17 protein-coding genes and 1 riboswitch are annotated in these 24,668 nt (G+C 38.9%); of the genes, 3 read left to right on the top strand and 14 right to left on the bottom strand.

Annotated features, from left to right (window positions below):
* Positions 1-20 precede the first annotated feature (20 nt).
* Positions 21-3,431 (bottom strand): PAS domain-containing sensor histidine kinase, encoded by a 3,411-nt coding sequence (locus IQ13_RS10455; RefSeq protein ID WP_144886323.1) that lies wholly within the window; start codon positions 3,429-3,431, stop codon positions 21-23.
* 41 nt (positions 3,432-3,472) lie between these two features.
* A complete protein-coding gene (locus IQ13_RS10460) occupies positions 3,473-5,746 on the bottom strand; it encodes a sensor histidine kinase (RefSeq protein ID WP_144886324.1) in 2,274 nt (757 codons plus the stop codon).
* 860 nt (positions 5,747-6,606) lie between these two features.
* Here IQ13_RS10460 and IQ13_RS10465 point away from each other — a divergent pair.
* Positions 6,607-7,935 carry a T9SS type A sorting domain-containing protein gene (locus IQ13_RS10465; protein ID WP_144886325.1) on the top strand — a complete coding sequence of 443 codons (1,329 nt, stop codon included), beginning with the start codon at positions 6,607-6,609 and terminating at the stop codon, positions 7,933-7,935.
* A gap of 224 nt (positions 7,936-8,159) precedes the next feature.
* Complete coding sequence (locus tag IQ13_RS10470; RefSeq protein ID WP_144886326.1) at positions 8,160-8,873, top strand: LytR/AlgR family response regulator transcription factor; 714 nt, start codon at positions 8,160-8,162, stop codon at positions 8,871-8,873.
* On the opposite strand, the gene IQ13_RS10475 is transcribed toward IQ13_RS10470, so the two are convergent.
* The 4 genes from IQ13_RS10475 to IQ13_RS10490 all read right to left on the bottom strand — a co-directional run bounded on the left by IQ13_RS10475 (position 8,870) and on the right by IQ13_RS10490 (position 13,886).
* Positions 8,870-9,529 (bottom strand): response regulator, encoded by a 660-nt coding sequence (locus tag IQ13_RS10475; RefSeq protein ID WP_144886327.1) that lies wholly within the window; start codon positions 9,527-9,529, stop codon positions 8,870-8,872. The genes IQ13_RS10470 and IQ13_RS10475 overlap by 4 nt on opposite strands.
* A gap of 149 nt (positions 9,530-9,678) precedes the next feature.
* A complete protein-coding gene (locus IQ13_RS10480; RefSeq protein WP_144886328.1) occupies positions 9,679-12,780 on the bottom strand; it encodes a response regulator in 3,102 nt (1,033 codons plus the stop codon).
* A complete protein-coding gene (locus tag IQ13_RS10485; RefSeq protein ID WP_144886329.1) occupies positions 12,780-13,322 on the bottom strand; it encodes a heme NO-binding domain-containing protein in 543 nt (180 codons plus the stop codon). The genes IQ13_RS10480 and IQ13_RS10485 overlap by 1 nt, the downstream gene beginning before the upstream one ends.
* A gap of 375 nt (positions 13,323-13,697) precedes the next feature.
* Positions 13,698-13,886: a hypothetical protein gene (locus IQ13_RS10490; RefSeq protein ID WP_199758237.1), complete on the bottom strand. Its 189-nt coding sequence runs from the start codon at positions 13,884-13,886 to the stop codon at positions 13,698-13,700.
* A 246-nt stretch (positions 13,887-14,132) separates the two neighbouring features.
* Here IQ13_RS10490 and IQ13_RS10495 point away from each other — a divergent pair, with 246 nt between their 5' ends.
* A complete protein-coding gene (locus IQ13_RS10495) occupies positions 14,133-14,882 on the top strand; it encodes a hypothetical protein (RefSeq protein ID WP_144886331.1) in 750 nt (249 codons plus the stop codon).
* A gap of 517 nt (positions 14,883-15,399) precedes the next feature.
* On the opposite strand, the gene IQ13_RS10500 is transcribed toward IQ13_RS10495, so the two are convergent.
* From IQ13_RS10500 to IQ13_RS10535, 8 genes are all read right to left on the bottom strand, one after another.
* Complete coding sequence (locus tag IQ13_RS10500) at positions 15,400-15,822, bottom strand: DUF6943 family protein (protein WP_144886332.1); 423 nt, start codon at positions 15,820-15,822, stop codon at positions 15,400-15,402.
* Positions 15,823-17,390: 1,568 nt separating this feature from the next.
* Positions 17,391-17,843, bottom strand: a complete 453-nt coding sequence (locus IQ13_RS10505) for a universal stress protein (RefSeq protein ID WP_144886333.1) — start codon at positions 17,841-17,843, stop codon at positions 17,391-17,393.
* A gap of 7 nt (positions 17,844-17,850) precedes the next feature.
* The gene (gene crcB, locus IQ13_RS10510; protein ID WP_144886334.1) at positions 17,851-18,228 is read right to left on the bottom strand and encodes a fluoride efflux transporter CrcB; all 378 of its coding nucleotides are present in this window, start codon (positions 18,226-18,228) and stop codon (positions 17,851-17,853) included.
* A 3-nt stretch (positions 18,229-18,231) separates the two neighbouring features.
* Complete coding sequence (locus IQ13_RS10515) at positions 18,232-18,597, bottom strand: DUF190 domain-containing protein (protein WP_144886335.1); 366 nt, start codon at positions 18,595-18,597, stop codon at positions 18,232-18,234.
* Complete coding sequence (locus tag IQ13_RS10520; protein ID WP_144886336.1) at positions 18,594-19,937, bottom strand: voltage-gated chloride channel family protein; 1,344 nt, start codon at positions 19,935-19,937, stop codon at positions 18,594-18,596. The genes IQ13_RS10515 and IQ13_RS10520 overlap by 4 nt, the downstream gene beginning before the upstream one ends.
* Before the next feature lie 31 nt (positions 19,938-19,968).
* Positions 19,969-20,034, bottom strand: a riboswitch (Fluoride riboswitch).
* 147 nt (positions 20,035-20,181) lie between these two features.
* Positions 20,182-20,607 carry an EamA family transporter gene (locus tag IQ13_RS10525; protein ID WP_144886337.1) on the bottom strand — a complete coding sequence of 142 codons (426 nt, stop codon included), beginning with the start codon at positions 20,605-20,607 and terminating at the stop codon, positions 20,182-20,184.
* 15 nt (positions 20,608-20,622) lie between these two features.
* Positions 20,623-23,730 (bottom strand): efflux RND transporter permease subunit, encoded by a 3,108-nt coding sequence (locus IQ13_RS10530; RefSeq protein WP_144886338.1) that lies wholly within the window; start codon positions 23,728-23,730, stop codon positions 20,623-20,625.
* On the bottom strand, positions 23,727-24,662 hold the full coding sequence (locus tag IQ13_RS10535) for an efflux RND transporter periplasmic adaptor subunit (protein WP_144886339.1): 936 nt from the start codon (positions 24,660-24,662) through the stop codon (positions 23,727-23,729). Before IQ13_RS10535 ends, IQ13_RS10530 begins: the two co-directional genes overlap by 4 nt.
* Between the last annotated feature and the right edge of the window lie 6 nt (positions 24,663-24,668).

A 24,668-nucleotide genomic window follows, 5' to 3' on the forward strand; every position in this document is an offset into this window, starting at 1 on the left:
TTTCCAGGTCTTAAACAAGGTTAAGTTAAAGGCACTCTCACTTCTATTTTCGTTCCCTCGCCAGGTTTGCTTTTTACGGTAAATGTACCATCCATTGCAATTGATCGCTCACGCATGCCTAAAAGTCCGAGAGTTTTTTTGCCCGATATTTCGTTTATATCAAAGCCATTGCCATTGTCTTGTATATACAAAATAAATTCTTTGTTTTGATTTTTCAAATGTATATCTACTTGATTGGCATTAGAATGGCGGGTGATATTCGTTAACGACTCCTGCAAAATACGAAACAAGCCGGTCACATACGCATCGGGTAGCAACAAAGGATCGCCTGTTTTTTCAAGATTTACGGTAATGCCGGTGCGCTTGCTAAATACATCAATTTGCCATTCAATAGCGGCAATTAAGCCAATATCATCGAGGAGGCTTGGGCGTAACTCGGTGGCAATGCGCCTTACCGAGGCTACGGCACCATCCAGAATTTCCAGCATTTCATTCATTTTAACTGAAACAGATGCTGTATCGCCGGCAGTTATTTTTTTCTTCATCCATGCTACATCCATTTTTAGTACCGTAAGCTGCTGGCCGAGTTCATCGTGAATTTCTCTTGCAATATGCGTCCGCTCTTCTTCCCGGATATTCTGGAGATAATTTGTAAGTCGCCTGATTTGTTGATAGGAATCCTGCAGCTCCAGCTCGGCCCGTTTGCGTTCGGTAATATCAATACCCATCCCCACCAGGCATACTCCCTGATCGGTTTCAACACGTGCACCGGTAAAATAGTAGGGAATACGCTTCCCCGATTTGGTTACAAAATGCGCCTCGGCATCACTAATGCCTTTTACAAATACTTCGCCGATCCTGTTTTCGAGATAACGTTTATCATCACCTTCAAAAAAATCGAGGGGATGCATTTTTGCAATTTCAGCATCGCTGTATTCTGTAACAAGATGAAACTGTTTATTCCATCTGATGAATTTGCCATTTTGATCATAGAAATAAAATATACCTGGCAGACTGTTAATGATAGAATCTAACAGATCCTTTTCTTTCTGCAGTTGCTGCTGCGCCTGGATGCGGTCAGTAAGATCCCTGATAATAGCAAGGTTGGTTCCGTCGTGTAAACGCTTACTCCTTATTTCCGCTTCAATGAAAGAACCGTTACGGTGTTTCATTCTTCGTTGCTGTATAACCGACTCGCCTTTTATCAATAGATCGAACCTAAGCGGGTTGCTTACTAATTCTGCAGCATTCAACAGATCTGAAATATTAAACGCCGTTAAAGCATCTTTTGAATAACCCAAAAAGTTTGCTGCACTTTCGTTTACATCCATAATTGATCCATCTGGCTGAAAAATGATGATACCATCGCCTGCCTGCTCAATAAGGTTGCGGTATTTTTCTTCGCTTTTGTAAAGAGCTTCTTCAGCTTTACGACGCTCTGTGATATCTCGTATAATCGTATTCGCTTGTGTTTCGCCTGATGCAGTTCTGAATTTTACCGATGTTATTTCTGCTAAAAAAGTGGTTCCGTCTTTTCTGAAATGACGAAGCTCGCCCTGGGCTTTTCCATTTCGTTCCCGCTCTTCCTGGAATATTTTCCAATTGGGATCTGTTTCATCTAAAACACCTCTGCGCCCAATACTTTGTATTTCTTCTTCCGACATACCAAAGATGTTGCAGGCAGCTTTGTTTGCACCAAAAATTTTACCCTGGCCGTTTGTGATTAAAATACCATCCATACTGTTTTCGAAAAACATCCGGTATTTTTCTTCACTTGCATTTAATTCCTGTAATGCTTTTTTTCGCAGCGTAATATCCCGCATATAAACTGAAAGCCCCGATACTGATGGGTAGATATGCAATTCAAACCACTTGTCGAACCTTGTTAACAGTGTTTCGAGATAAATGTATTCACGCATTTCGAGTGCTTCACGCAATGCCGTTTCAATTTCTGCATCGGCTTGCTGAAATAAACTAAAGATGGAAGTATTGATGATGGAATGATCGCTGTTGCCAAACAATTGCTCTGCTTTTTTATTTGCATACACAATGCTGCTGTTGTTATCGATGCCAAGGAAAGCTTCTGAAATACGTTCAAATACATCAGTGAGTTCCTGGGTTTTTTGTTTTACCTGCTCTTCCAGCTGCTTGTTAAACTCCCGTAACTGCTGCTCCAGTTGTTTACCCTGCGAAATATCTCTGTGTACAGCTACATAACCGGTTACTTCGTTATTTGAATTGCGCAATACTGTAACAGAAGCCTGTACATGCACAACATGCTGGTGCTTACCGTAAAACTGGTATTCGGCCGTGTAGTAACCTTTTTCCAGCAGTTCGTGCAATAACTGCTGCGTTTTTTCTGGTGATAACGTTGTACGCAGGAAAGAGCCCATTGGCTTATTCAATACTTCCTCCCTGCTGTATCCATAAATTTCCTGTGCGCCTTTGTTCCAGCTTTTTATATTGAAATCAGTATCTGTTGAAAGAATGGCATCACTCGTTTGTTCTACCAGATTTGCAAGATGATTTTTTTCTGCAATCGTTTCGTCTTGCTTTTGTTCTCTTGCATTGAGTAAATAGGTATTCAACCATATTAAAGAAAGAAAAACAAGAATCATACTTGTAACAAACAGCGCCGAGCCAAACTCAAGATTGTAAATTCCTTCCTTCTGTCCTTTAATTCTCAAAACACCAATAATAACGGGCAACAGAAAAGCGGGTATAAATAATTGGCGGGCCATGTAACTGCCAGAGTAAATACTTGTAAACTGCCGCATAATACCAACGGTTGCGGTTGCAAATAAAAAAGCCACAGAAAACAGAAAGAAGCAAACAGCAGACATTGCAGACATGGGGATGTAATTCTGTACTTCGTAAAACTCCACTGCGCCAAAAACATAACCCAGTAAACAAAAAACCGCCAGCATTAAACTTAAAATAATGGCTGTTTGTACAACTATTACTCTCTTCCTGCTTGTTTCGTTTGAAAAAAGAACTGCTGCTGCAGAAAGCATAAAACAAAAGGCAGTGTTTGGAGCCATGTTATTGGCAAATCCACCAACAGTCTCGTTAGCAACATCTCTTTGAAACAATAACAGATCGAGTGAAAAAGGTACCTCATAAATAACTGATAGCACTTTCCATACTGCAAGCAAAAAAATAACTACACTTACAATGTTAGCCAGCAATACTGCAATTTTATTGTAACTGTACTTTTGCTTTAGCTGAAACGAAATAACAAGTAGAAAAAAGAAAATAGCAGTAAGCGGATTCATTGCAACCGAGCCCGGCACCAGGTGTTTTAACCAATCGATGGAAAAGGCCCAACCTGCAAACATCAGCAGCGAAATGCCAACAATGACCGCCAAAAGTGTGTCGGCCGTTTTTAGTAGTTTTGTTTGAAGTGGAATATCGGGCAAAAGCAACTGCATGAATATTAGTTTCGGTTATGTGATTTGGGTCAGGTTGTTTATCAAGGCTGAAGTGCTTCAATTGGTTCGCTTTTATGCAAGGGCAGCTGCACCTCTATCTGCATGCCGCCATTAATTTGTTTTGTAAGAGTAAATTGTCCTCCCATCATCTCCGCACGTTCTTTCATACCCAGCAAACCAAGTGTTTTACGCTTAACAACAATGGAAGTATCGAATCCCTTTCCGTTGTCGGAAACACGTAATATTATTTTTTTACTTTCTTCTGTCAGTTCAACTGTTATTTCTGTTGCTTCTGCGTGGCGTGCAATGTTAGTCATACTTTCCTGGTAAATACGAAAAAGGCTGGTAGCATGTTCTACTGGAAGAATGGTTTGCACATCTGATGTGGCAAAATGGGTATGAATTCCTGTACGCTTACCAAACTCGCTAAGATGCCATTCTATTGCCGCTACTAAACCAAGATCGTCGAGCAAACCGGGTCGCAGATCGGCTGCTATACGGCGAACAGACTGCACTGTATTATTCAACAACTCAAGCACGCCTTCTGTTTTCTCGGTAATAGCAGGAATGTTTAATGCTTTTATTTTTTTTCCCAGCCACGAAATATCCATCTTAAGTACAGTTAGCAGCTGTCCCAGTTCGTCGTGAATATTACGGGCAATGTGTTTACGCTCTTCCTCTCTTGCATTTTGAAGATGCGATGTAAGCTTACGTATTGCCTTGTAAGAATTGTTAAGTTCTGTTTCGGCTTTTTTACGTTCAGTAATATCCCGTATAAACGCAAGGAAACGTCCATCCGATAAAAACTTTGCATTAATTTCAATATCGATAAATACACCATCCTTTCTGCGCATTCTTCGCTCGCTGCTTGCACCACGTTCCGACTTCATTTCCTCAAATGCAAACGGTTTTAATTTAACTTCCTCAGGGTCGGTAAGATGATATATAGTCATTTCCATCAACTCTTTTTCGCTGTATTGCGATAGCTTGACAGCTGCAGGGTTTACCACTACAAAACGACCTGTTTGATCGGCTATAAAAATTGCATCCGTTGCCTGGTCAACAAGCGTACGGTATTTCTCTTCGCTTTTTATCAATGCTTCACTGGCCTTTTTCCGTTCTGTAATATCCATCATACTTCCCGTCATTCGTATGGGTTTGCCTTCGTTATTGCGTACAATGTATGTACGGTCGTAAATGGCAATTATTTCCTTTTTATGATTATACATCCTGTATTCACTTATCCAAACATTTTCGTTTGAATTGAAGACATCATAAAAACTTTTTAATACAGCAGCACGTTCTGTTTCAAGGATATTGTCCTCCCAAAGCTGAAACATAGGAGCTTCATCTTCTAATGTAAGTCCATAAAGCTGTTGATGAATTTCGTTGCTCCATGTGTAACCGGTTACAAGATCCATTTCCCATAACGCTTCATTGGTTGTTCGGGCAATTAATTCAAACCGTTCATTCGAATGAACAATTTTTTCTTCGGCAATTTTGCGTTCAGTAACATCCATCATACTACCCGTCATTAAAACAGGGGTGCCGTTGTTATCTCTTTCAATGTAACAGCGATCGAAAATGTATTTATAACTATCACCGGTACGAAAGCGGTACTCAGATATAAATACGTTGGTATCGGAAGCCAGTGCATGATCCTGCATATCCAGAAGACGTTGCCGATCATCGGGATGAATGCGATCTACCCATTCTTGTTTATTGGGTACAGGATCTGCTGCGGTTAAACCATACAACAATTGGTGATTTTCGTTTGCCCAAAGGCTGTTATCAGTTAAGTTCCACTCCCAAACTCCATCGTTTGTTGTGCTGCTGATGCGAATAAACCGTTCATAAAACTTCTGCAATTCCTGCTTCGCCTGCATTTGCGCTGTTCCGCTACGTTCAATGGCTGAAAGATTGGCTTGTGTCTGCGCAAGCTTTGCCTCACCTGCAAGTATAGTTGTGCGTATACTGCTTACTATTTTTTCTGCTGTTAACGAATCTAGAAGCAGACAATCACTGATACCGTTTCGCAGATATGGAATAGCTGCTTCAAAGTCGGATGCATTACAAAGTAAAATTGTTGCTGTACCGGGGTATTGTGCAGTAAAGTCGGGAAAGTTGTTCGTTAAAAAATCGAGCGATACAATGTATAGATCATACTGGCCTTTTGTAGCTTTCTGCTGAAATAGCCTCTTCGTTTCTGCACGCTCACAATGATAACGTATTTGATCATTTTCTGTAAGAAGTGATAAAAAACGGACTGCCTCTCCACCGGAAACACCCAAAAGTATGTTTACCTCACTATGCATATACGTTTACGCAACAATTATAATGATTTGTACAAGTGTTTATTTGGAGTTTTCACAAGGAACGGATAAAATCACCGGCTTAAGTTACTCAATGTGAAGCATATCTGACTGATCGTTTTTTCTAAATGTGACGTTAGCTGTTATAACTGTGTAAGGGACTTGAAGCTCGTAGTTGAAGTACTACAACACCGCTTATTAATCTCTTACAATTTCTTCCATTGTATTACGATTTTTATCTATAGATATACGGTGTTTCTTTGTACTATCAATTACGATAATAATTGGAAAACCATATATAGCCATCCTTTAAAGGAATTACCCGCTGGCTAAAAATCCAAAAACCTATGATAAGATAAAGAGTTTACCCTGAATCCACAATTGTAAAATCCGTATCCTATTTTATTTAAGAGTTACTTTGTAGCTGTACCCTACTGCAACAATTTAGTTCCGGTTTTCAGTTCTGTTAGATCTTACGCATTACTTGCTCCTTGCCCTTTGTGTCGCCTGTAAATTACACAATACCTTACTGCAACCGAATTTTCCGGTACGCTCATTTTTGCTAAACACGCCCAGACCAACTCAGTTTTTAACCTTAGATTCTGTAAAATAAAGTGGTCTTTTCAATTGAAAATACACTTAGTCGATTATACATGCATTTTGTCGATTATACCCCTCACATAACAAACGGGCGAAATATATTTGAACTCCGAAAACGAAAAGGCTGTTTGTTGCAGCCTGCACAAATCTGATTCCTGCCGAAGATCCCTCTAACTAATTTCTAGTTACCCATCCACTTCCTCCATGTTTAAAACCGTACCTGACGCCAGACGTCAAATTTTTATTATCAAAAAAAATTAAACATGAAGCAATTTTTTACCCTCGCTCTCTTTGTAATTATTTCTTTAAGCGCAGAAGCGCAGGTTGGAACTGTATATCGTTTACAGGGAACCTTAGGAGGAAATGTAACGGCTGCTACAAATGGTACCGCTGCTGATGGTTTCAGACGCTCTTCCATATGGAAAGTTGTAAATGCCGATGGCAGCTTGGGTGCAAATCAATCTCCAACCAGTGGAGCAACACTTCAAATTTTCGGCATTAGCCTGGAAGTAACATCCACCATGAATTTAAGTGCGTTTGACTTTACCATTCAAATCAGAAGCGAGTATCGTGATTTTGGTGGCACTGGCGGCACCATCCGTTTACATCGTGGACGATTACACATAAATGATGTAACGCTTACACTGGGAAGCAACTCCAGCGTTACACTTGGATGGGGTATCTATTCAACTACATCGCCAACGGTAACCTATTTTTTACCGGGCTTTTTACGTTTACAAGACCAGAGTGCAATTATTATTGGCACAACAGCAATTGCAGACCGTAGAAGTGCTTCTAACGGCGATAGTTATTTAAATGCAAATGCATATAATGTTACTGCTACATCCGGCACAAATTTCGACAACGCTACAAGTAACAATACATCTAACAATGGTACAACAACAGTTATTCCGACAGGTACACAACCTCCAACAGCAAACATTACAAACAAAATGATAGCACGGCCGGGTGGTGCCTTGTTTACAAACTTTGCATTGTTTTATAATGCAGCATCGGGAGCTGGAGGAACTGCTGTTGCACCCCTGCCTGTTCAATTAATTAATTTTAGCGCAACTAAAGCAACTGGTAAAGTTATACTCAGCTGGGCAACCGCACAGGAAATTAACAGTGATTATTTTGAAGTACAACGCAGTACTGATGCAGCTAAATGGGTTACCGTAACAACTGTAAAGGCAGCTGGTAATTCCGGTAATGTAATAAACTATAAAGCAGAAGATGCAGCAGCATCAACTGGTAATGTTTACTACCGTATTAAAATGGTAGACCAGGATGCTACATTTAGCATTTCAAATATTGCCCGTTTATCTTTTGCAACATCTAACGGCAAAATATTTGCATATCCTAATCCAGCTTCAAACTACACCGTTATCAACAGCGATCAGGCATTAGCGGGCAAAATACAGGTGGAAGTAATTAACTATGTAAGTGGCGTAAGAATGTTACAACAGGTATTTACTAATCCGGGCAACTCTTTCCGGTTAAATATGAATCAATTGCCTTCCGGTAACTATGTAGTAAAAATCTATAATGATCAAGCATTACTCCAAACTGTAAAACTTGCAAAATATTAATGAAGTCATTTTCATCTATAAAGCATGTTCAGAGGTAAAAAATAACGATTGCATGCAAGTTTTACAAAAGCAGCAATTAATGGAAAACCAAAAGGAGATGTTGTTACATCTCCTTTTTTAATGTCTAAAACAAGTGGAACAGCTAACCAATCTGGTAAATTATAAATATATTGGAATGATTTCTTTTACATAATTTACAGAAGGTATTTATCTTATTCAAACTTATGGCACAACTGAAATGCGTTTTAATAGAAGATGATGCGCTTGCGAGAGCTATCCTTATGAAGTTGATTGAGCCACATCAAGATCTATTCCTTGCTGCCACTTTTGAAAACATAAAAGATACATTAACCTATTTTGATACAAATACGGACATTGATCTTTTGTTTTTAGATGTAGAGTTAAACAAAGAATCCGGTATAAAATTATACGAACAGTTACCTTATAAGCCTGCTGTTATATTTACTACTGCACACGAAGGTTTTGCATTTACTGCCTTTGAGTTAGGAGCCATTGATTATCTGAAAAAACCAATTACACAAGAACGCCTTACAAATGCATTAACCCGCCTGGATAAGATAAAAACGTCTGCGAATACTTTTACCGAAAAGCAAAGTCGTAACCTTAATTTGGTTTTCAAAGAAGGAAGAACGATGATTACATTGAACAGCGCTGATGTGCTTTTTTTTGAAGCCTCTAAGGACTATGTAAAAGTTGTTACTGCCGCAAAGAGTCATATGGTATTGATAACAATGAAAGAGCTTCAGCAAAAACTGAAGCCTGAATTGTTTGTCCGAATCAGCAAATCTTACATTGTGAACAAAGAAAAAATTACCAGCGTGGATAATGAAAAAGTGCATATACAACAATACGGCTTTAAAATAAGCCGTATGTTAAAGAAGGATATTACAAAGCAACTTACAGTTGCCGGTAGTTAATCCATTACTTCTGTAAACAGATGCTGGTTAGCATCAATATACTTAATGAGCTGTACCGATTTTTTAATCTGTAGCTTTTGATAAATATTGTAACGATGTGTATCGATAGTTTTGGAACTTAAATCCAGTTGATCAGCAATTTCACGAGCGCTCATTCCTTTGTAAAAAAGATAAGCAACCTTCTTTTCTTTTTTGGTGAGATACTTAGTAGCAGCTTCAACATTTTCTGAACTATCGCTAAAGAAAATACCGGATATTAACTCCTGTACTTCCCTGCAACGATAACTTCTGCCTGCAACAACATCATTAATTGCAGCCATCATTTCATTTAAAGGAGATGTTTTGGTTATGTAACCAAATACGCCTGCAGCAAACGCCTGTTTCACAGTTGGAAAATCGGTATGGGCAGAAACTGCAAGCAGCTTTGTTTGAGGCGATACTTGTTTGATTTGCGGAATAATGTCAAGCCCCGATCCATCAGATAATACGATATCAAGTAAAATAACATCAGGCTTATGCAGTGTTGCTTCTGCAACGGTATCACCTTTAGAGCTGGTCTTTGCTACAATTTTATAATCTTTACTTCTGCCGAGAACAGCATTCCACATTTCTGCAATCAAAACATGATCTTCTGCTATTAGAATTGATATTGCCATCTAAATCAAAATATTTATTGTTGTAAATTATAGAAAAATATCTGTTGCAAAGAAACGAATCATTACTGTTTAAGTTGATTCTGATAAAAAAACAATCAGCTTTTTCTACATATCTAATACTTTATACTTAAATCTTTAAGTATAAAGAACTACAAAAAATCCGAACGTAATTGTACAATACTTTCGTTAAAAATATCTACCACATGCATTATACGTTTCTGCAATAAGGTATTAATGTTTGCAAATTTTATTTCCTGTTCAATATCAGCAATTTCAACTTTCAACTTTGTCATTCCTATTGTTTCTGCTGCAGGTTTTAGTTTATGCAAAACCGTTGCAACTTTATCATAACTGTACTGGTCAAGAGCCAGCTTTAATTCCTCTACCATAACAGGTGTTGAAGCAACAAAAATATTAATCATGTTCAGTAAAAAAGATTGTTCGTTGCTCAAACTCTTTAAATAAGAAAGATCATACACTTTCGTTTTGCTGCCTGGCATCTTCTGCTGTTGCAACTGCGTAATTGTTTTTTGCAGCACATCAGTTAATTGCTGTTCGCTAAATGGTTTCGTAATAAAATCATTCATTCCGGCTTCAAGATATTCCTCACTTTTACCTTTAATTGCATTTGCTGTAAGGGCTATGATTGGAACGCCTGCTTTACGTTTATTGTGAAGATTTCTTATTGCACGGGTAGTTTCAACGCCATCCATATAAGGCATTTCAATATCCATTAGTATTATGTCGTAATCATTCTGTTGAAATTCCTCGAGTGCAGCCAACCCGTTATCTGCTATGTGAAATGCATAGTTTTTACTTTGCAACATGTGTTTTAACAAAAACTGGTTAATAGCAACATCTTCGGCAATAAGAATACGAATGGCACTTTCTGGTTTAGGAGGAGTGAGCCTCGTTACTTCATTGTCAATATTTTTCTGCACTTGTGCCAAAGGCCAGGTAAATGCTACTGTAAAAACAGAACCAACATTCTCTGTACTTGAAACAGTAATTGATCCTTGCTGTGAATCAACAAGGCGTTTACAAATAGCTAATCCTAAACCTGTGCCACCGTATTGTTTTGCAATTGCGCTTTTTCCTTGCGAGTAGGGCTCAAATATGTGCGTTAATAATTCTGAATCGATACCGATACCTGTATCCTGAACTTGAATTGTTACCTCAACTTCTGTTTGGCCTTTCTGTTTTACTTGTAGCTGTACAATTATTTCGCCTTGCTGTGTAAACTTAAGGGCATTACCCAAAAGGTTATGAATCACCTGGCTTAACCGGTATGAGTCGGCCCGAATAATCAACTCCTTAACGTTACTAAGCAATGTAAACGACAGATTTTTGTCTATTGCATTTAGCCGGTATATACCACTTATATCTTCAACCAGCTTTACAACGTCAAATATTGTTTCTTCAAGAACGATTTCATTGCTTACAATTTTTTCAAAGTCTAGCACCTCGTTTACAATACGCAGCAAGTGAGCTTCCGATACTTTTATAATTTCAACAAACTCACGTTGCTTTTCGGTTAGGTTTGTTTTATCCAGTAATCCTGTAACACCCATGATGCCGTTTAAAGGCGTGCGTATTTCATGGCTCATTGCCGCTAAAAAACGATCTTTCATTACAGACGACTGCTCAGCTTCAAAACGTGCTTTTTCCAACGCCTGCTCCATCTTCTTCCGTTCAGTTATGTTCAACCCATAACCAATCATTATTTCCACCTCACCTTCTTTGTTCAATACAGGATTGAAATTTCGTAACTGATACACTTCCGATCCATCGGGCTGCAGTAATCGTTCTTCGAAACTTAACAGTTTGCCTTCTTTTTTTACTGCATCAAAAATCGCTCTTCGTTCATTGGCTATCTGCCTTGGTTTGTTTCTAAGTTGCACATAATCTTCATCTGTTTTACCAATTAACCATTTACGCAACTCTTCATCCTTAACGGCAACAGGATTCAAAAAAAGATAGCGGTGATCTTTATCAAACACAGCAATATCTGCAGGAATTTTATTTAGAATTTCTTCGTAAAAAACTTTCTGCCGGGTTAATGCCTGCTCTCTCGTTTCTTCTTCAGTAATATCATGATACACCCACAAATGTCCAAAGTATTGATTGTTACTCCAGATTGGTATAAAGTCACGGCGTAACACTTTTCCTGTAAGCAGTTCTAATTTATCGCCCGATACAATCGTTTTATTCTGCAGCACTCCTTTAATCCGCTCAACAAAATGCTCTGGGTTTTTAAACAGATGTTTTGTTTGTTCTGCTGCTTCGGAACAATCCGTTCCAATAAGGCTTTCGGGACTTACAGGTATACCGAAGGTGTCGCAGAACTTTTGATTGACCAATGCAATGGTCCTGTTTTCGTTTTCCAACAACACTGCCGATTGCAGGTTAGCAATAAGAGTAGTTAACCGGTTTGCCGATCGCTCAAGACTACGATCGAGTTGTTCCTGGTTGGTTATATCACGGCCATATACATTAATATAACCTTCCTTTTCCAGCATAATGCAGTTGAACGAATAAAACTGTTGCCCTGCTTCTACTTTTAAAAAATATTTTGGGCTGTTTTGAAGAATTTCTGCGATTACAGCTTTCCAGAATTGTTTAGTTTCAAAAACGAGCTTGTTATAAACAAGTTGAGGAGGCAAGTTTTCTGCTGCAGGGTTTTGAAGAATGACTTCGCCTTCAAAATTAATACGGAACAAAGGATCAGGGTTTTGCATTGGAAATAATGCAATATCCTCAATGGCTTTGTTGGCATTTTTCAACGCATTCTTCTGTTCATTTACAGTGGTAAGTAACTGCTTAATTTCGGTTGCTGCAATTTCCTGCGTTTTGATGACATGCAACAAATCAATCATTGGATCGTGATAAGCAAAATCATTCAGCACTAAACTCCGTTCACGAACTTCCTTCATTGATCCAAACCAGGGCGAACCAACAAACAAAAGCAATTCGTTGCCTGTTTGTTCAAACTGCCCACGTAACATAAACGGATCAGTTTGTTTGCTTTCAATAATCACCAATTGATCCTGCAAAAGCCTGAACGCCTCAAAACTTGGCTGCTCTACCTGGGGCCGCAACAAGGTGAAATTGTTGGCAAATACGGCACCGCTGGATAAATCAATGATTTTCTTCAATGATTTTCCTGCATGCACAATGTTCAATTCCTTATTCACTAAAAGATGAAAAGGGAATAATCGTTCAAACCGTTCTATATCAAATGTGAGTTGCATTACCAGGATACCTTATATATTTCATGACTGGCGCCTTCATCCCTGTTCTGCAACAGTTCAATTACAACTGTTGTATTATACATCTTGGCAAGACCTTGCAGCAACCCACATACAAATTCTTTTAAGCCCTGTCTTTTTGAATGGTAATGTACACAAACAGAACTCGCCTCTATATCTGTAATTTTAAACTCAGGGGGTGTGAGGCGTGGATACATCAGCATAATGCGGTTATGAAACAAAGGAAGATTACAAAGAAACTCTTTGAGGTTATTTCCCCCGGCTTCCATTAGGGAACCATATTTTTCTTTGCCGGTTTTTAGTACCCAATGCTCACCAAACATGATGAGTACATCGCTTAGCGGAATTTTCATTTCATCTGCCACCGCAGCGGCCAATTGATAAGTAATTGCATCATCATATGGCTCGTTGCTGATAAAAAAATCAACATCTACAGCGCTGCGGGCTTTAATCAGTTCCCACTTTTCTTCGCCGTAGTTTTCTTTAACCAGCTCTTCGATAGCTTTGTTTACAATTCCGTACATAGTTTAAATAAGGTGGCTGTAATAGAGTAGCGGAGCAGGTTTTAATCGCCGGTAAACCCGCATGTTTGCAGTTCTACAAATTTAACCTGTATCTATTAAAACAAATTGAAACAACAGCTACGGAAAACACCGCAGCTCATTTTATGTATTTTTTATTACACGTAAGTAGTAATCTATACTACAAGATGAGAGCTACTTGCCTATACAAAAATTATAGCTTCCTTTATTATCAAGCACTTACAGAGATTGGGCAACAAATAGACAACAAAGGTGACTAAAACAAGTGCAAGAGTACAACAAAGAAAAGAAAAAATGTTGTTGCCTTTAGGGTGTGCTGTGCCTTATCATCAGCAAAAGCAAAGATAAGGTTTCTACTTACCTAAGTTGCTTGGTAACCGTCTCCGGTTGCAAGCCCATGTACTGGCAAAACTCATCAACAGTAACAACCTGGTGTTGTTGCTTCTTGAAGTGGTCTTTAATCTTCTTGATGAGGTTTCTACCATACCTGTCGCTTCTGCCTGTGATTACCTGAATGTCTTTAGGATAAATGCACAGTCTATTCATTATTTCAATTATACAACTTAATACACTATCCATACCGATGCTATGCCTTTAGTATGGAAGTGATGTTGCAAAGATAATTGTTTTTCATAGGCGGTAAAAGTGTGTTTGTTGGAATAATGCGGAATAAACGGAACGGATGACCTTACACATTTGCAGAGCCTTGATTGTGCTTCTAATTTTGTTTTCAAATGCTGATAAAGCAGCATGAAACGAAACAGATTTACTAATCCATAAAAAGTTTAAACAATGGCAAAACTTAAAGGTATTTTGAAAATTGAAGGCACTCTGGATGAGTTGACTTTCTACAAAACGCAGGACGGTCATTTGGTGAAAACCAAAGGCGGTGTTTCTGCTGAACGAATTGCAAACGACCCGAATTTTCAGCGTACCCGTGAAAACGGTGCTGAGTTTGGAAGTTCTGCAACTGCTGGCAAATTGCTTCGCAATGCTGTCCGTAATTTGATGATGAACGCTGCTGATAGTCGTGTTACCAGCCGCTTAACTCAAATCATGACACAGATTAAAAACTATGATACAACTTCTGCAAGGGGTGAACGTATCGTTGCAGTTGGTATTGCTGACCCTGCTGCGTTGGCATTGTTGAAGGATTTTGACTTCAACGATAATGCAGCTTTGGGTGGTGTGTTGTTTGCTCCGTTTACCGTAACTGGTGCAACTGGTGCAATCAACATCCCTGCCTTTGTGCCTATCAACGATATTGCTTACCCTTCCGGTGCAACTCATATCAGTTTGAAATCTGCTTATGCGGTTGTGGACTTTGCGAATGGAACCAGTGCAATTGAATACAGCCCTGTAACAAACCTGCCTATTGATGGCACAAACACACCTGTTACACTCACACCGGCTGCTGTTCCAGCAGGTGCAGGAACTAAGTTCTACCTGATGTTGATTGAGTTCTTTCAGGAAGTAAACGGGGTTCAGTACTCCTTAAAAAATGGTGCTTACAACGTCCTCAACATCGTTGAAGCTGCGTAAAAGTTGTTCTTTCTTTCAGTTAGGAAAATGCCTCACCAGTTTGGTGGGGCTTTTTCTTTTTCAGCAATGCCCTAAAAGGGCAAAGCTGAAAGGAAACGCTGACCAGTGGAATGAACCCACAAACAGCAACCGCATGGAAGATTATAAACCCTGATGCCAGGCGAAGGACACCAATTGAAAGAAGCCCTGCGGATGTAACGCTGATACCCGAAACGGGAAACAGGCACAAACGATGAAAGAGCAACTGAAGTGAAAGGACAAATGCCTGACTGGCTGCCTGATGAAATACGTGGATGCTTTTGCATAATGAAAAAATTTAGATGCTTCTCACTGCAAGGCGGATAAAAAAACCAAAAGGAAACGGAATAAATGATAGCCTTGTGCGGTGGCTTTGTGTTTATGCCGTAGTCTTTTGGTTTTTTTTCTGTGGGTCTGTGCGGTTGCCCGCCTTGCTATCTTTGCATCTTAAATTTTGAATGAGCAAAAGCGGTGCATCGGCTAAAGGCAGCCGTTTGGATTACCTTTTTAAGTGGCGGTAAATCATTGCCCTTTTTACATCTGCTAAGAGCAACAAATATTCCTTCATCTGTTTTTCCTTGCGTTCAATCAGCTTTACTTTATGCACATCTTTAGCAAAGGCATATTGATTTTTTGAAACTGCTTCTGCCTGTGCTTTTATAGCAGCCCTGAAATCATCTATCCGTAAAAATGGAATAACCGAACCAACAAGAAACTGTTGAAAATGCTTTGCCTTCCATAAGCCGAAAGAAAGCGTTTTGTAAAAATCAAATTCATCTGAATTTTTACAGGAAATTACAAAGCAGTTAGGGCAAGGTTTTTCAAGTGGTTTGCCACTATTTAAACCTTTGCAGAGAATGAACAAATCAAATTCAGTTGTTTGATTTTTGGGATTGAAGCTGTGAACCTTTGGACAGTGCATAATACTTGCTTTAAAATTTGTATCTGCTTTTGTCCTTGCCTGTGCTTCGCTACGCTTCGCACATAATATTTTAACAAAGAAAAAAAACAGAAAAAAAAAGAAAGCAATCCCATAGGTGGCGTGGGAAAAAAACCAAAAGGAAACGGAATAAGTCCCGAAGGGTGAAAGGCAAATACCAATAAAAAATAAACAGACTATTTGCCTTTCATTATGCCGTAGTCTTTTGGTTTTTTTATCAGCGTGGGCTTGTGCCAGCCACCTAACTTTGCTGCACTTTTTATTTTTATTTTTTTCCTTATCTATTTTCTACCGATTGTATTTCACTGCATTTATTATTCATTCAAAAAGTGATTTTCTTTCGTGGGTTGGCTGAGGTAAACACTTCGCAGAAAAAATAAAGCATACCGCTTTCAATCGTGCGGTGGGTTAAGAGCAAATGCAATGACTGAACGGAATGGAGCAAACTGCAAGGGTGGCTTGTAGTGGCATGAGCAATTTGCTTTGAAGCGTTTGCGGCTTTTGTAAATTATCTAAACACAAAAGCCATTGAAGCAGAGGTAAAGCAAATGCCATGACACGGAAAGCCTGTGTGATGGATTTGCGAAATGAAGAGAGGGAATTGCTTTTGCTGTGCGGTGCTGAGGTGAGTGAAATGAACGAAGGCGAAATGTAGTGAAGGATAGTGTAGAGAATGAAGCGAAGCGAAATGAACGAAACGCCTGAACGAAATGGAGATGCAGTGAATGAACTGACCGCAAGCACATGGCAATAAAACTAATCATGCTTTATTTTTTTCTGCACTGCTGAAAGGGTGGCGGGGTGTCGTGGGTCTTCGGGTGGGGTGCGTTGGCAAAAAGCACGGCTTCACTTTTGATAAAAAGTGCTATGGTGTTGGATACTTAACATAATGTTCTTATGTGACAGCCTGTGCGGTTGGATGCTTGCATAAGCGATAGCAAAAGGCTGTGCGAAGCGAACACATAAGGCAACATTATGTTTAAGTAGCTTCCGCCAATTTTTATACTGGCATAAGCGAAACGGTGGTGGTGGTTGGAGTGTAGCGTCTTTTTGTTTGGTGTGAAGGGTGGCACAGCTCTTTGCTACCGCAATGGAGTCCCGATTTTTTCGGGACGGAATGAGGATAGCAATGTGCTGTATGCGTTGGCACACACCACACAAAAAGTATGACAGTTAAAAATGGCGGCAACACCATAGATGCAGTGGAAGCGTTTGCCTTGTGCGGTAGCCACTGCATAAGCCGTGCTTGTGGGTTGGCAGGGTGGGTCTATTAACTTCGTGAGGAACGAACACTGATTTATCCGGCTTAGGGATTACGAATGTAATTTTTGTTTGATTTTGGTATTCGTGAATTACGCTTCGCTCCATTTGAAGCGGAAATCCTTTTTGCGTGTCAGGATTTGTGTTCCGGACAAAAAGATTGTAGCGTAAAGCCCGACCGCAGGGGAAGCAACTAAAAAAAATCCACTTGTATTAGTTTTCCAAAATGTTATATGACAATACTTTGGGATTAAACAACTGTTATCAGTGGTTTCACAAAAAATCTTTTCTTATTTAATTTGAGGTGGAATAACTAAAACGGGAACGTTGGCGTGTTTCACAACATATTCAGCTATACTTCCTTGAAAAAAATGCGATAAGCCAGTTCTACCATGTGTACCTATTACAATTACCCCTGCTTCCCATTCTTTTGCTGTATTCAGTATTTCTTCTTTCGGAAAACCTTCGGGTGTAAACTTGTATAACTGTTTTGCACCATTGTACATTTTAATCATCTGCTCAAGGGTTTCCTGTGCTTCTTTCAGTAAAATCATTTCGCTTTGTTCCCTGGTCGGACCTGTTTCTATGTTTACACTTTCTTTTGTTCTGTCAATTACATACAACAAGGCTACTTCTGCATCCAGTGCATGTACTAACTGGAAACCAACTTTTGCGGTTTTCAAAGAAAATGGGCTACTATCAACGGCTATGAGTATTCTTTTAAAAGTGGTTTCCTGTACCATATTGTAGTTATATTAGTTTAATGCTATTAATACCTGCTACAACTGCTAACAACGCTGCTGCAAAACTTCCTAAGCTGTATAGAACAAAGAGCAGTGTGTTACCTTCCTGTAGTAATTTAATGTTCTCGTAAGCAAATGCAGAAAATGTAGTTAAGCCACCACAAAAACCTGTAATGAAAAACAATCGCCATTCGGGTGTAAACCAATGATACCGTTCTGAAAAGGCATAAAACAATCCTATAAAAAAGCAGCCTACTACATTCACTGCAAAGGTAGCATAGGGAAATACGAAATGACTGTGTCTTGCTATCCATACACCTGTTGCATAGCGAAGCAATGAACCCATTGCACCACCGAGGCAAATGCTTATTATTATTTTCAGCATAGCTTATTCTTTGTATTCCCAGTATTCTACTTCTTTGTAGATAACAGTGTTGTTTTTTAAAATGTCTTTATGCGTTTTAAAAAATGATTGCAGCTTCTCTCTGTCATCTACCAATTCGATGCAAACAGTCAAGCCTGAATTGTCGCCTTCTACAGAATGATGTGCCATTTGACCACCTTTTTGAACGGCTGCATGGGTATGAAAAACATGGGCATTCATAATGCCCGATGCCTTTGCTTCCTGCATAATCTTCAGGTATTTTGTTTTTGGAAAGAGTTTTCTCAACAACGTTTTCGACTTCACCGCTTCGCCTGTGGTCATGTAGATGCGGAGCTTTCCAATCTTTGTAATTTTCAATTCTTCACTCATGCTTTCTTATTTTTTTGCTTGATTTCTTTGATAGTGTGTTCTTCTGTATGTGTTAAGTGAAACTTTGATACCGCTACTCTTTGCGAACCATAAATGCCTGAATGTCCACTGAAATAATAGGCAGTGAAACAAGCCACTGCATAGTAAACGACATTGTTAGAGCCGAATAATTCTACACCCATCAGGGTACAGGCAAGTGGGGTGTTGGTTGCTCCTGCAAAAACTGCAATGAAGCCAAGTCCAGCAAATAAATCAACAGGTGAACCACTGATGGTTGCTAATGTATTTCCAAGTGTTGCACCAATAAAAAACAACGGGGTTACTTCACCGCCTTTAAAGCCTGTGCTTAATGTAATGGCAGTTAATAATAATTTCCAAAACCAACTCCATGTATCTGCACCATTTGTATGAAATGCGGAAACAATGCTTACGCCACTTGTAGGATTGGTGACACCTAAACCCAGATAATCAAATGTGCCCAAAGCATAGCTGATGCCGATAACCAGTGCTGCACCGATAAAGGGTGTTATCCAATTGTTGTGGATGTACTTTGCTGCTCCGTCTTTAATCATGTGTGATGTTTCAGCAAACAAATAGCCAACCAAACCAAAGGCTGCACTTGCAACAATTACTTTGGCAAGCAATAGAAAATCGAATGAGAGATAAGGCAGCCAACGTGTAGTATCTTTAATTTCACCGATAAATGCAATGCTGTAGTGGGTGTGGTGAATGCCATAAGCAGAACAAGTAATGTCGGCAAGGACACTAGCAATTAAACAGGGAGTAAGGGCATCGTATTTAATTCTGCCGATAGCAAGCACTTCCATCGCAAATACTGCACCTGCTATAGGGGTTCCGAATACTGCACCGAAACCTGCTGACATGCCACACATGAGCATTATTCTCTTGTCTCGGTGTTTTAGTTTGTACCAATGTGAAAATAAAGATGAAATACTACCCCCCATTTGAACTGCTGTTCCTTCTCTACCTGCTGAACCACCAAAGAGATGTGTAATTATGGTAGAGAATAAAACCAAGGGCGTCATTAGTGTAGGAATGCCGCCCCCTGGCTTGTGTATTTCGTCCATGATGAGGTTATTACCTGCATCAGAATTTTTACCGTAAAACTTGTAAAGAAATGTGATGAGCAGACCAGCTAAGGGTAGTAAGAAAATAAGCCAAAGATTATTCCATCGTGTGGCTGTGGCTATATCGAGCAACCAAAGGAACAGGGCAACTAATGAGCCTGTGACAAATGAAATGGGAACGATAAGGGCTGTCCAATAAAGTAAATGCCTCGCAATTTTTACTTGTTCAAAAGAGTATTTGTTTTTGTTCATCCTACAAATAGATTATGATGTAATGATATTACTATTTGTAGGTGCCATTAGCTTTAAGAAGCGGTTGGGTCAGGAAGACACCATTTCCTGTTTTGGGTATGCAAAAATAGCAAAATAGTGCCACATATTCAACGGAAATGTTTATCCCTTGATTAATCTGAACTTGAGGAACTTATCAAATAAATTATTTCAAATTTTTAAAGACTTTTATAGCACCTGATGATGAATACTGCAAATAGTCCTTTCATTTCCAAATCAAAATTATCATGCCTGTTAAAATAAATGCTGCACCTGCTAAAAGTTTTCCTGTGATTGGTTCTTTGAGAATTATGAATGAAAGAATTAATGTTACTACAATACTTGCCTTATCAATAGAAGCTACATACGAAACTTGCCCTTCTTTCATTGCACGGTAATAAAATATCCACGACAATGAAGTTGTGATGCCTGAAATTGCAAGAAACATCAAATTTTTGGAGGAAGTTTGTTGTAATTCAACAAAAGCATTGCGAAACAAAAAAGCGTTTGCACCAACAATTGAAAACACAACTGCTGTCCGCACTGCTAAAGCGGTGTCGCTGCTTAAATCTTTCATTCCAAATTTTGCAATGACAGATGTAAGCCCTGCAAACAGCATTGAAATGATTGCATATAAAATCCATTTTTCCATAATAAAAGATAGTGTTTAATATTTTTGTTTATTTCTATACAACAACCGCATTAAACTTGGAAATACCAACAATAACATCGGCAAGCCTACCACAAACCCACCAATCACAGCTACTGCCAAAGGTTGCTGCATTTGAGCACCTAACCCAATTCCTAACGCCAAAGGCATAAGGGCTAAAATGGCTCCGATAGCTGTCATTAGTTTTGGTCGGATACGCAAAGCGATTGCATAGTTTATTGATTGGTCAACATTGTTTGTTTGTTGCATATTGAAACGGTATTGTGCAACGGTGAAAATTGCATTTTCTGCCAGTATGCCCACAATCATAATGATGCCTGTGTAACTGCTTACATTTAAAGGAATGTTTGTGAGATATAAGGCAATGATGCAACCGCAAATACCCATGATAGAAATGAAAAGAAGTAAAAGTGAAAGCAACCATTCTTTAAATAAAAACATAAATACTCCGAACACTAAAAGTGTAGCCATGATAAGGATAAGCAGGAGTTCTTTAAATGATTGTTGTTGCTCGGAATATGCACCGCCATAAGCAATGGAATATCCTTTTGGCAATGGCAATTTTGAATTAAGTTGTTGCTGAATTTCGGTAATGGCACTTCCTAAATCTCTATTATCTAATCGGGCTGTAAGCACTACGCAAGATTTTAAGTTTTCTCTGCGTTGTTCGTTTTCGCCTTGAACAATTTTTACATCACAAAAAAATGTGAGTGGTCTTGTTGTTCCGTCAGGTAAAAAAATGAGTTGCCGTTTGATGTGTTCCAAATCATTTATATTCATATCGGCAAACCGCATTACAATTCTTCGCATTTGTTCGCCTTCCTGAATTTGCCCTACTTGTATTCCTGCTGTCATGGCTGCCTGTGCAGGCGATGGAATGGGTTGATTGGAGTTGATGCCCAAAGTAATTCCGCCTGTATAAGCTGAAAGTTGTGTCTGAAAATCAAGCAACGAAATTTTGTATTGATTTAATAGTTCCTGATTGGGTGTGAATACCAATGAAGGACCCGCAATTCGTAAACCGTTATCAATATCTGCAATGCCTTGAATGTTTCCTATTATTTCTTCGGCTTGTTTGGTAATGTTTTGTAATTGGGTGTAATCATCTCCAAAAAACTTTACTTCAATAGGTGAAGGTGTGCTCATTAAATCGCCTAACAAATCGGCTATACGTTGTCCAAATGAAATATGTAATACGGGTTGTTTGGCTGAAATTTCCTTTCGTAAATCATCAATTACATCTACTGTTGTTTTTGTGCGGTGTTGTTTTAGCTGAATAGAGTAATCGCCAAAGTTCTGCGGAACGGTGCTAAATGCCATTCTTATTCCTGTTCTTCGGCTGTATGTTTCAACATCGGGATGGGCAATGATTATTTTTTCAATTTCCCTTAATACTCTGTCAGTTTCCTTCAATGATGTTCCGGGTGGCATGAAATAATCTAATACAATTGTGCCTTCGTCTAAATCGGGCAAAAAACCTGTTTCCAATTTTCCGAAACTAAACCATGCTGATAACACAAAAATAATTATCAATGAAAAGGCAAATACTGGTTTGTTAAAAAACCAAGTAAGCCATTTCAGTTTGCGAATGCTTTGTTCGGCTGTTTTGTGATGCGTTTTTTTAGGCTGTTTAAAGCCAATTATGATATGAAAGACAGGCAATAACAACCATGTTACAAGAAACGAAGTTACCATAGTAAGCTGCATAGTGTCTGAAAGCTCTTTGAAAAAGCTTCCTGCTAAACCACTCATCATTCGGAAAGGAAAATGTATTACAATGGTTGCTAATGAAGAACCAATCATGGCGGGAAATAATTCGTGTATAGCCTCCTTTACAACACTAAAACGGTTTTTTTCGGGTTCGTCTTCGTGCTTTCTGTAAATCTGTTCTATGATTACGATGGCATCATCTATTATCAAACCAATGGACGCAGCAATAGCACCCAATGACATAATGTTTATGCTTATTCCTACTAAGTATAAAACAAAAATGGTGAATGCTAATGTTACCGGAATTGTAAGCATTACAACCAAACTTGCCCTCCATGAACGAAGGAAAATAATCATTACGATGATAGCTAAAAACAAACCTTCGTAAATGGTTTTAATTACGCTGTGGATGCTGTCGCCAACAAAAGCAGATTGATTGTAGTAAGGTTTCAGCACCATCCCTTCGGGCAATTGCTTTTGAATTTCGGCTGCTTTGCTCTCACATTCTTTTGCAAAATCAATCAAGTTTATTCCAGGTTGTTTTACCAAGTCAATCAATACTGCATCGTGTCCATTTGCGTTTACAACCACAAATTCTACTTGTTCTTTTAATTCAATTTTAGCAATGTCTTTTAGTTTGATTAATCGTGTTCCATCGTTTTTTATAATGGTGTTTTCCAATTCTTCAATGTCCATTACCCTTGTGTCGGTAAGCGACAAATACAAACGGCTGAAATCTTCTACCGCACCATTTGACAACACATAATTATTGCTATTGAAAACATTGATAATTGTATTCGGTGTAATGCCCAGCGATGCCATTTTTATCGCATCGGGAACAATTACAAACTCTTTATTTTTTCCTCCACGAACCACCACATTTGAAATGCCGTTTACCTGCGAAAACATAGGTCGGACAATGAGATTGGCTTTGTCTTTTAGTGCAACTAAACTGTGTTTCTTGCTTTCTAAGGTGAAGCCATAAACAGGAAAAGTGCTTTGGTTCATTGCTTCGGCTGCAATACTCACGCCTTGCGGAAGGAAGTTTTTAATTTCATTGATACGGCTTTCTACCTGTGTTTTGGCATTGTAAATATCTGAACCCCAATCAAAGAAAATATCAATTACACAACTTCCCCTACTGGTACTGCTCTTTACAACCTTTACTCCTTTCACCTTTTTTGCTGCACTCTCCAAAGGCTTTGTAACGGTTATCATCATGCGGTCAATAGGCTGCTGCCCCGCATCGGCAATTAAAGTAATTCTTGGAAATAATACTTCGGGAAAAAGATTGGTTTGCATTTGGGTATAAGAAAATATACCTGCTGCCAAAAGCAGTAAACCAATAAATAGAATTGGCTTTTTGAAGATTTGGAAAATGTTTTGTTTGCTCATTTCGCTTTAAGGGTTGTGATTGATATTAAAGCGGTGTCGGGCAAACCGTAATTTCCTTTGCTTACTATTTTATCGGTAATATTGAACTGTGGCGATAAAACTTCTATACGGTCTGAATTTTTATTGCCGACTGTAACAGGAATTTTAATTGCGGTGCTGTCGTTAATGAGTTTCATTACCCAAAACTCTTTCATCATTTCATCACTCAATACGCAGGATTTTGGCAACACTTGTTTTTTGTTTTGTGTGCCTTTGCTGATGCCTACTTTTACCATCATATTTTCAGGGAGAAATAAATTTTCATTGCACTTTGCTAAAATGGTTTGAGTTTGTGCGGTTACATTCATTGCTGTTAGTGCCTTTGTGAATGTTGCTGAATGCTGTGTGTTGTCGGGTAAAATAAGTGTGCAAGTGTTTCCTGTTTTTGTATAAGCAGTAAATTCATAAGGCACATTTACCTGAAAAACTAAATCGTTGCTTTCGGCTATGGTGCAAAGTTGCGTTCCTTCTAACACATAGTCACCTGCTTGTTGTTTGTCTAATGTTGAAATTATGCCCGTTGCTGATGCGGTAACTTTAATTATTCCAAAGTTTTTGAGTGTGCTGTCAACCTTTGAAACATCCGTTCCTAAAGCTCTGCTTTCCTTTGATTGCAACACATACAACACATCGCCTTTGCTCACTTTATCGCCCAGTTTCACATTTACCTGCGTGATAAATGCCGGAATAGGAGCTGTAACCAAATTTCGTTTTAAGTAGATGGTTGTGCCAAACAAAGTCAGTTCATCGTTGATGGAACCGTTGCTGATTGAAACAACTTCAACTGGTGTTTTAGGTATTGTGTTTTGTTCCGTTTTTGTTTCTGTTTTACTTCCGCAGGAAGCTAAAACCAAAACCAAAGCGATTGAAAAGTATTTGCGTAGTTGTTTCATTTCTCT

The organism is Lacibacter cauensis (assembly GCF_007830055.1).
GTDB lineage: Bacteria > Bacteroidota > Bacteroidia > Chitinophagales > Chitinophagaceae > Lacibacter > Lacibacter cauensis.

Coding starts and splice junctions, on each gene's coding strand:
- IQ13_RS10515 (WP_144886335.1), bottom strand. CDS start 18,597: ATGAGTGAAGAATTGAAAATTACAAAGATTGGAAAGCTCCGCATCTAC.
- IQ13_RS10455 (WP_144886323.1), bottom strand. CDS start 3,431: ATGCAGTTGCTTTTGCCCGATATTCCACTTCAAACAAAACTACTAAAA.
- IQ13_RS10495 (WP_144886331.1), top strand. CDS start 14,133: ATGGCAAAACTTAAAGGTATTTTGAAAATTGAAGGCACTCTGGATGAG.
- IQ13_RS10525 (WP_144886337.1), bottom strand. CDS start 20,607: ATGGAAAAATGGATTTTATATGCAATCATTTCAATGCTGTTTGCAGGG.
- IQ13_RS10520 (WP_144886336.1), bottom strand. CDS start 19,937: ATGAACAAAAACAAATACTCTTTTGAACAAGTAAAAATTGCGAGGCAT.
- IQ13_RS10505 (WP_144886333.1), bottom strand. CDS start 17,843: ATGGTACAGGAAACCACTTTTAAAAGAATACTCATAGCCGTTGATAGT.
- IQ13_RS10460 (WP_144886324.1), bottom strand. CDS start 5,746: ATGCATAGTGAGGTAAACATACTTTTGGGTGTTTCCGGTGGAGAGGCA.
- crcB (WP_144886334.1), bottom strand. CDS start 18,228: ATGCTGAAAATAATAATAAGCATTTGCCTCGGTGGTGCAATGGGTTCA.
- IQ13_RS10480 (WP_144886328.1), bottom strand. CDS start 12,780: ATGCAACTCACATTTGATATAGAACGGTTTGAACGATTATTCCCTTTT.
- IQ13_RS10535 (WP_144886339.1), bottom strand. CDS start 24,662: ATGAAACAACTACGCAAATACTTTTCAATCGCTTTGGTTTTGGTTTTA.
- IQ13_RS10475 (WP_144886327.1), bottom strand. CDS start 9,529: ATGGCAATATCAATTCTAATAGCAGAAGATCATGTTTTGATTGCAGAA.
- IQ13_RS10500 (WP_144886332.1), bottom strand. CDS start 15,822: ATGCACTGTCCAAAGGTTCACAGCTTCAATCCCAAAAATCAAACAACT.
- IQ13_RS10465 (WP_144886325.1), top strand. CDS start 6,607: ATGAAGCAATTTTTTACCCTCGCTCTCTTTGTAATTATTTCTTTAAGC.
- IQ13_RS10470 (WP_144886326.1), top strand. CDS start 8,160: ATGGCACAACTGAAATGCGTTTTAATAGAAGATGATGCGCTTGCGAGA.
- IQ13_RS10490 (WP_199758237.1), bottom strand. CDS start 13,886: ATGAATAGACTGTGCATTTATCCTAAAGACATTCAGGTAATCACAGGC.
- IQ13_RS10530 (WP_144886338.1), bottom strand. CDS start 23,730: ATGAGCAAACAAAACATTTTCCAAATCTTCAAAAAGCCAATTCTATTT.
- IQ13_RS10485 (WP_144886329.1), bottom strand. CDS start 13,322: ATGTACGGAATTGTAAACAAAGCTATCGAAGAGCTGGTTAAAGAAAAC.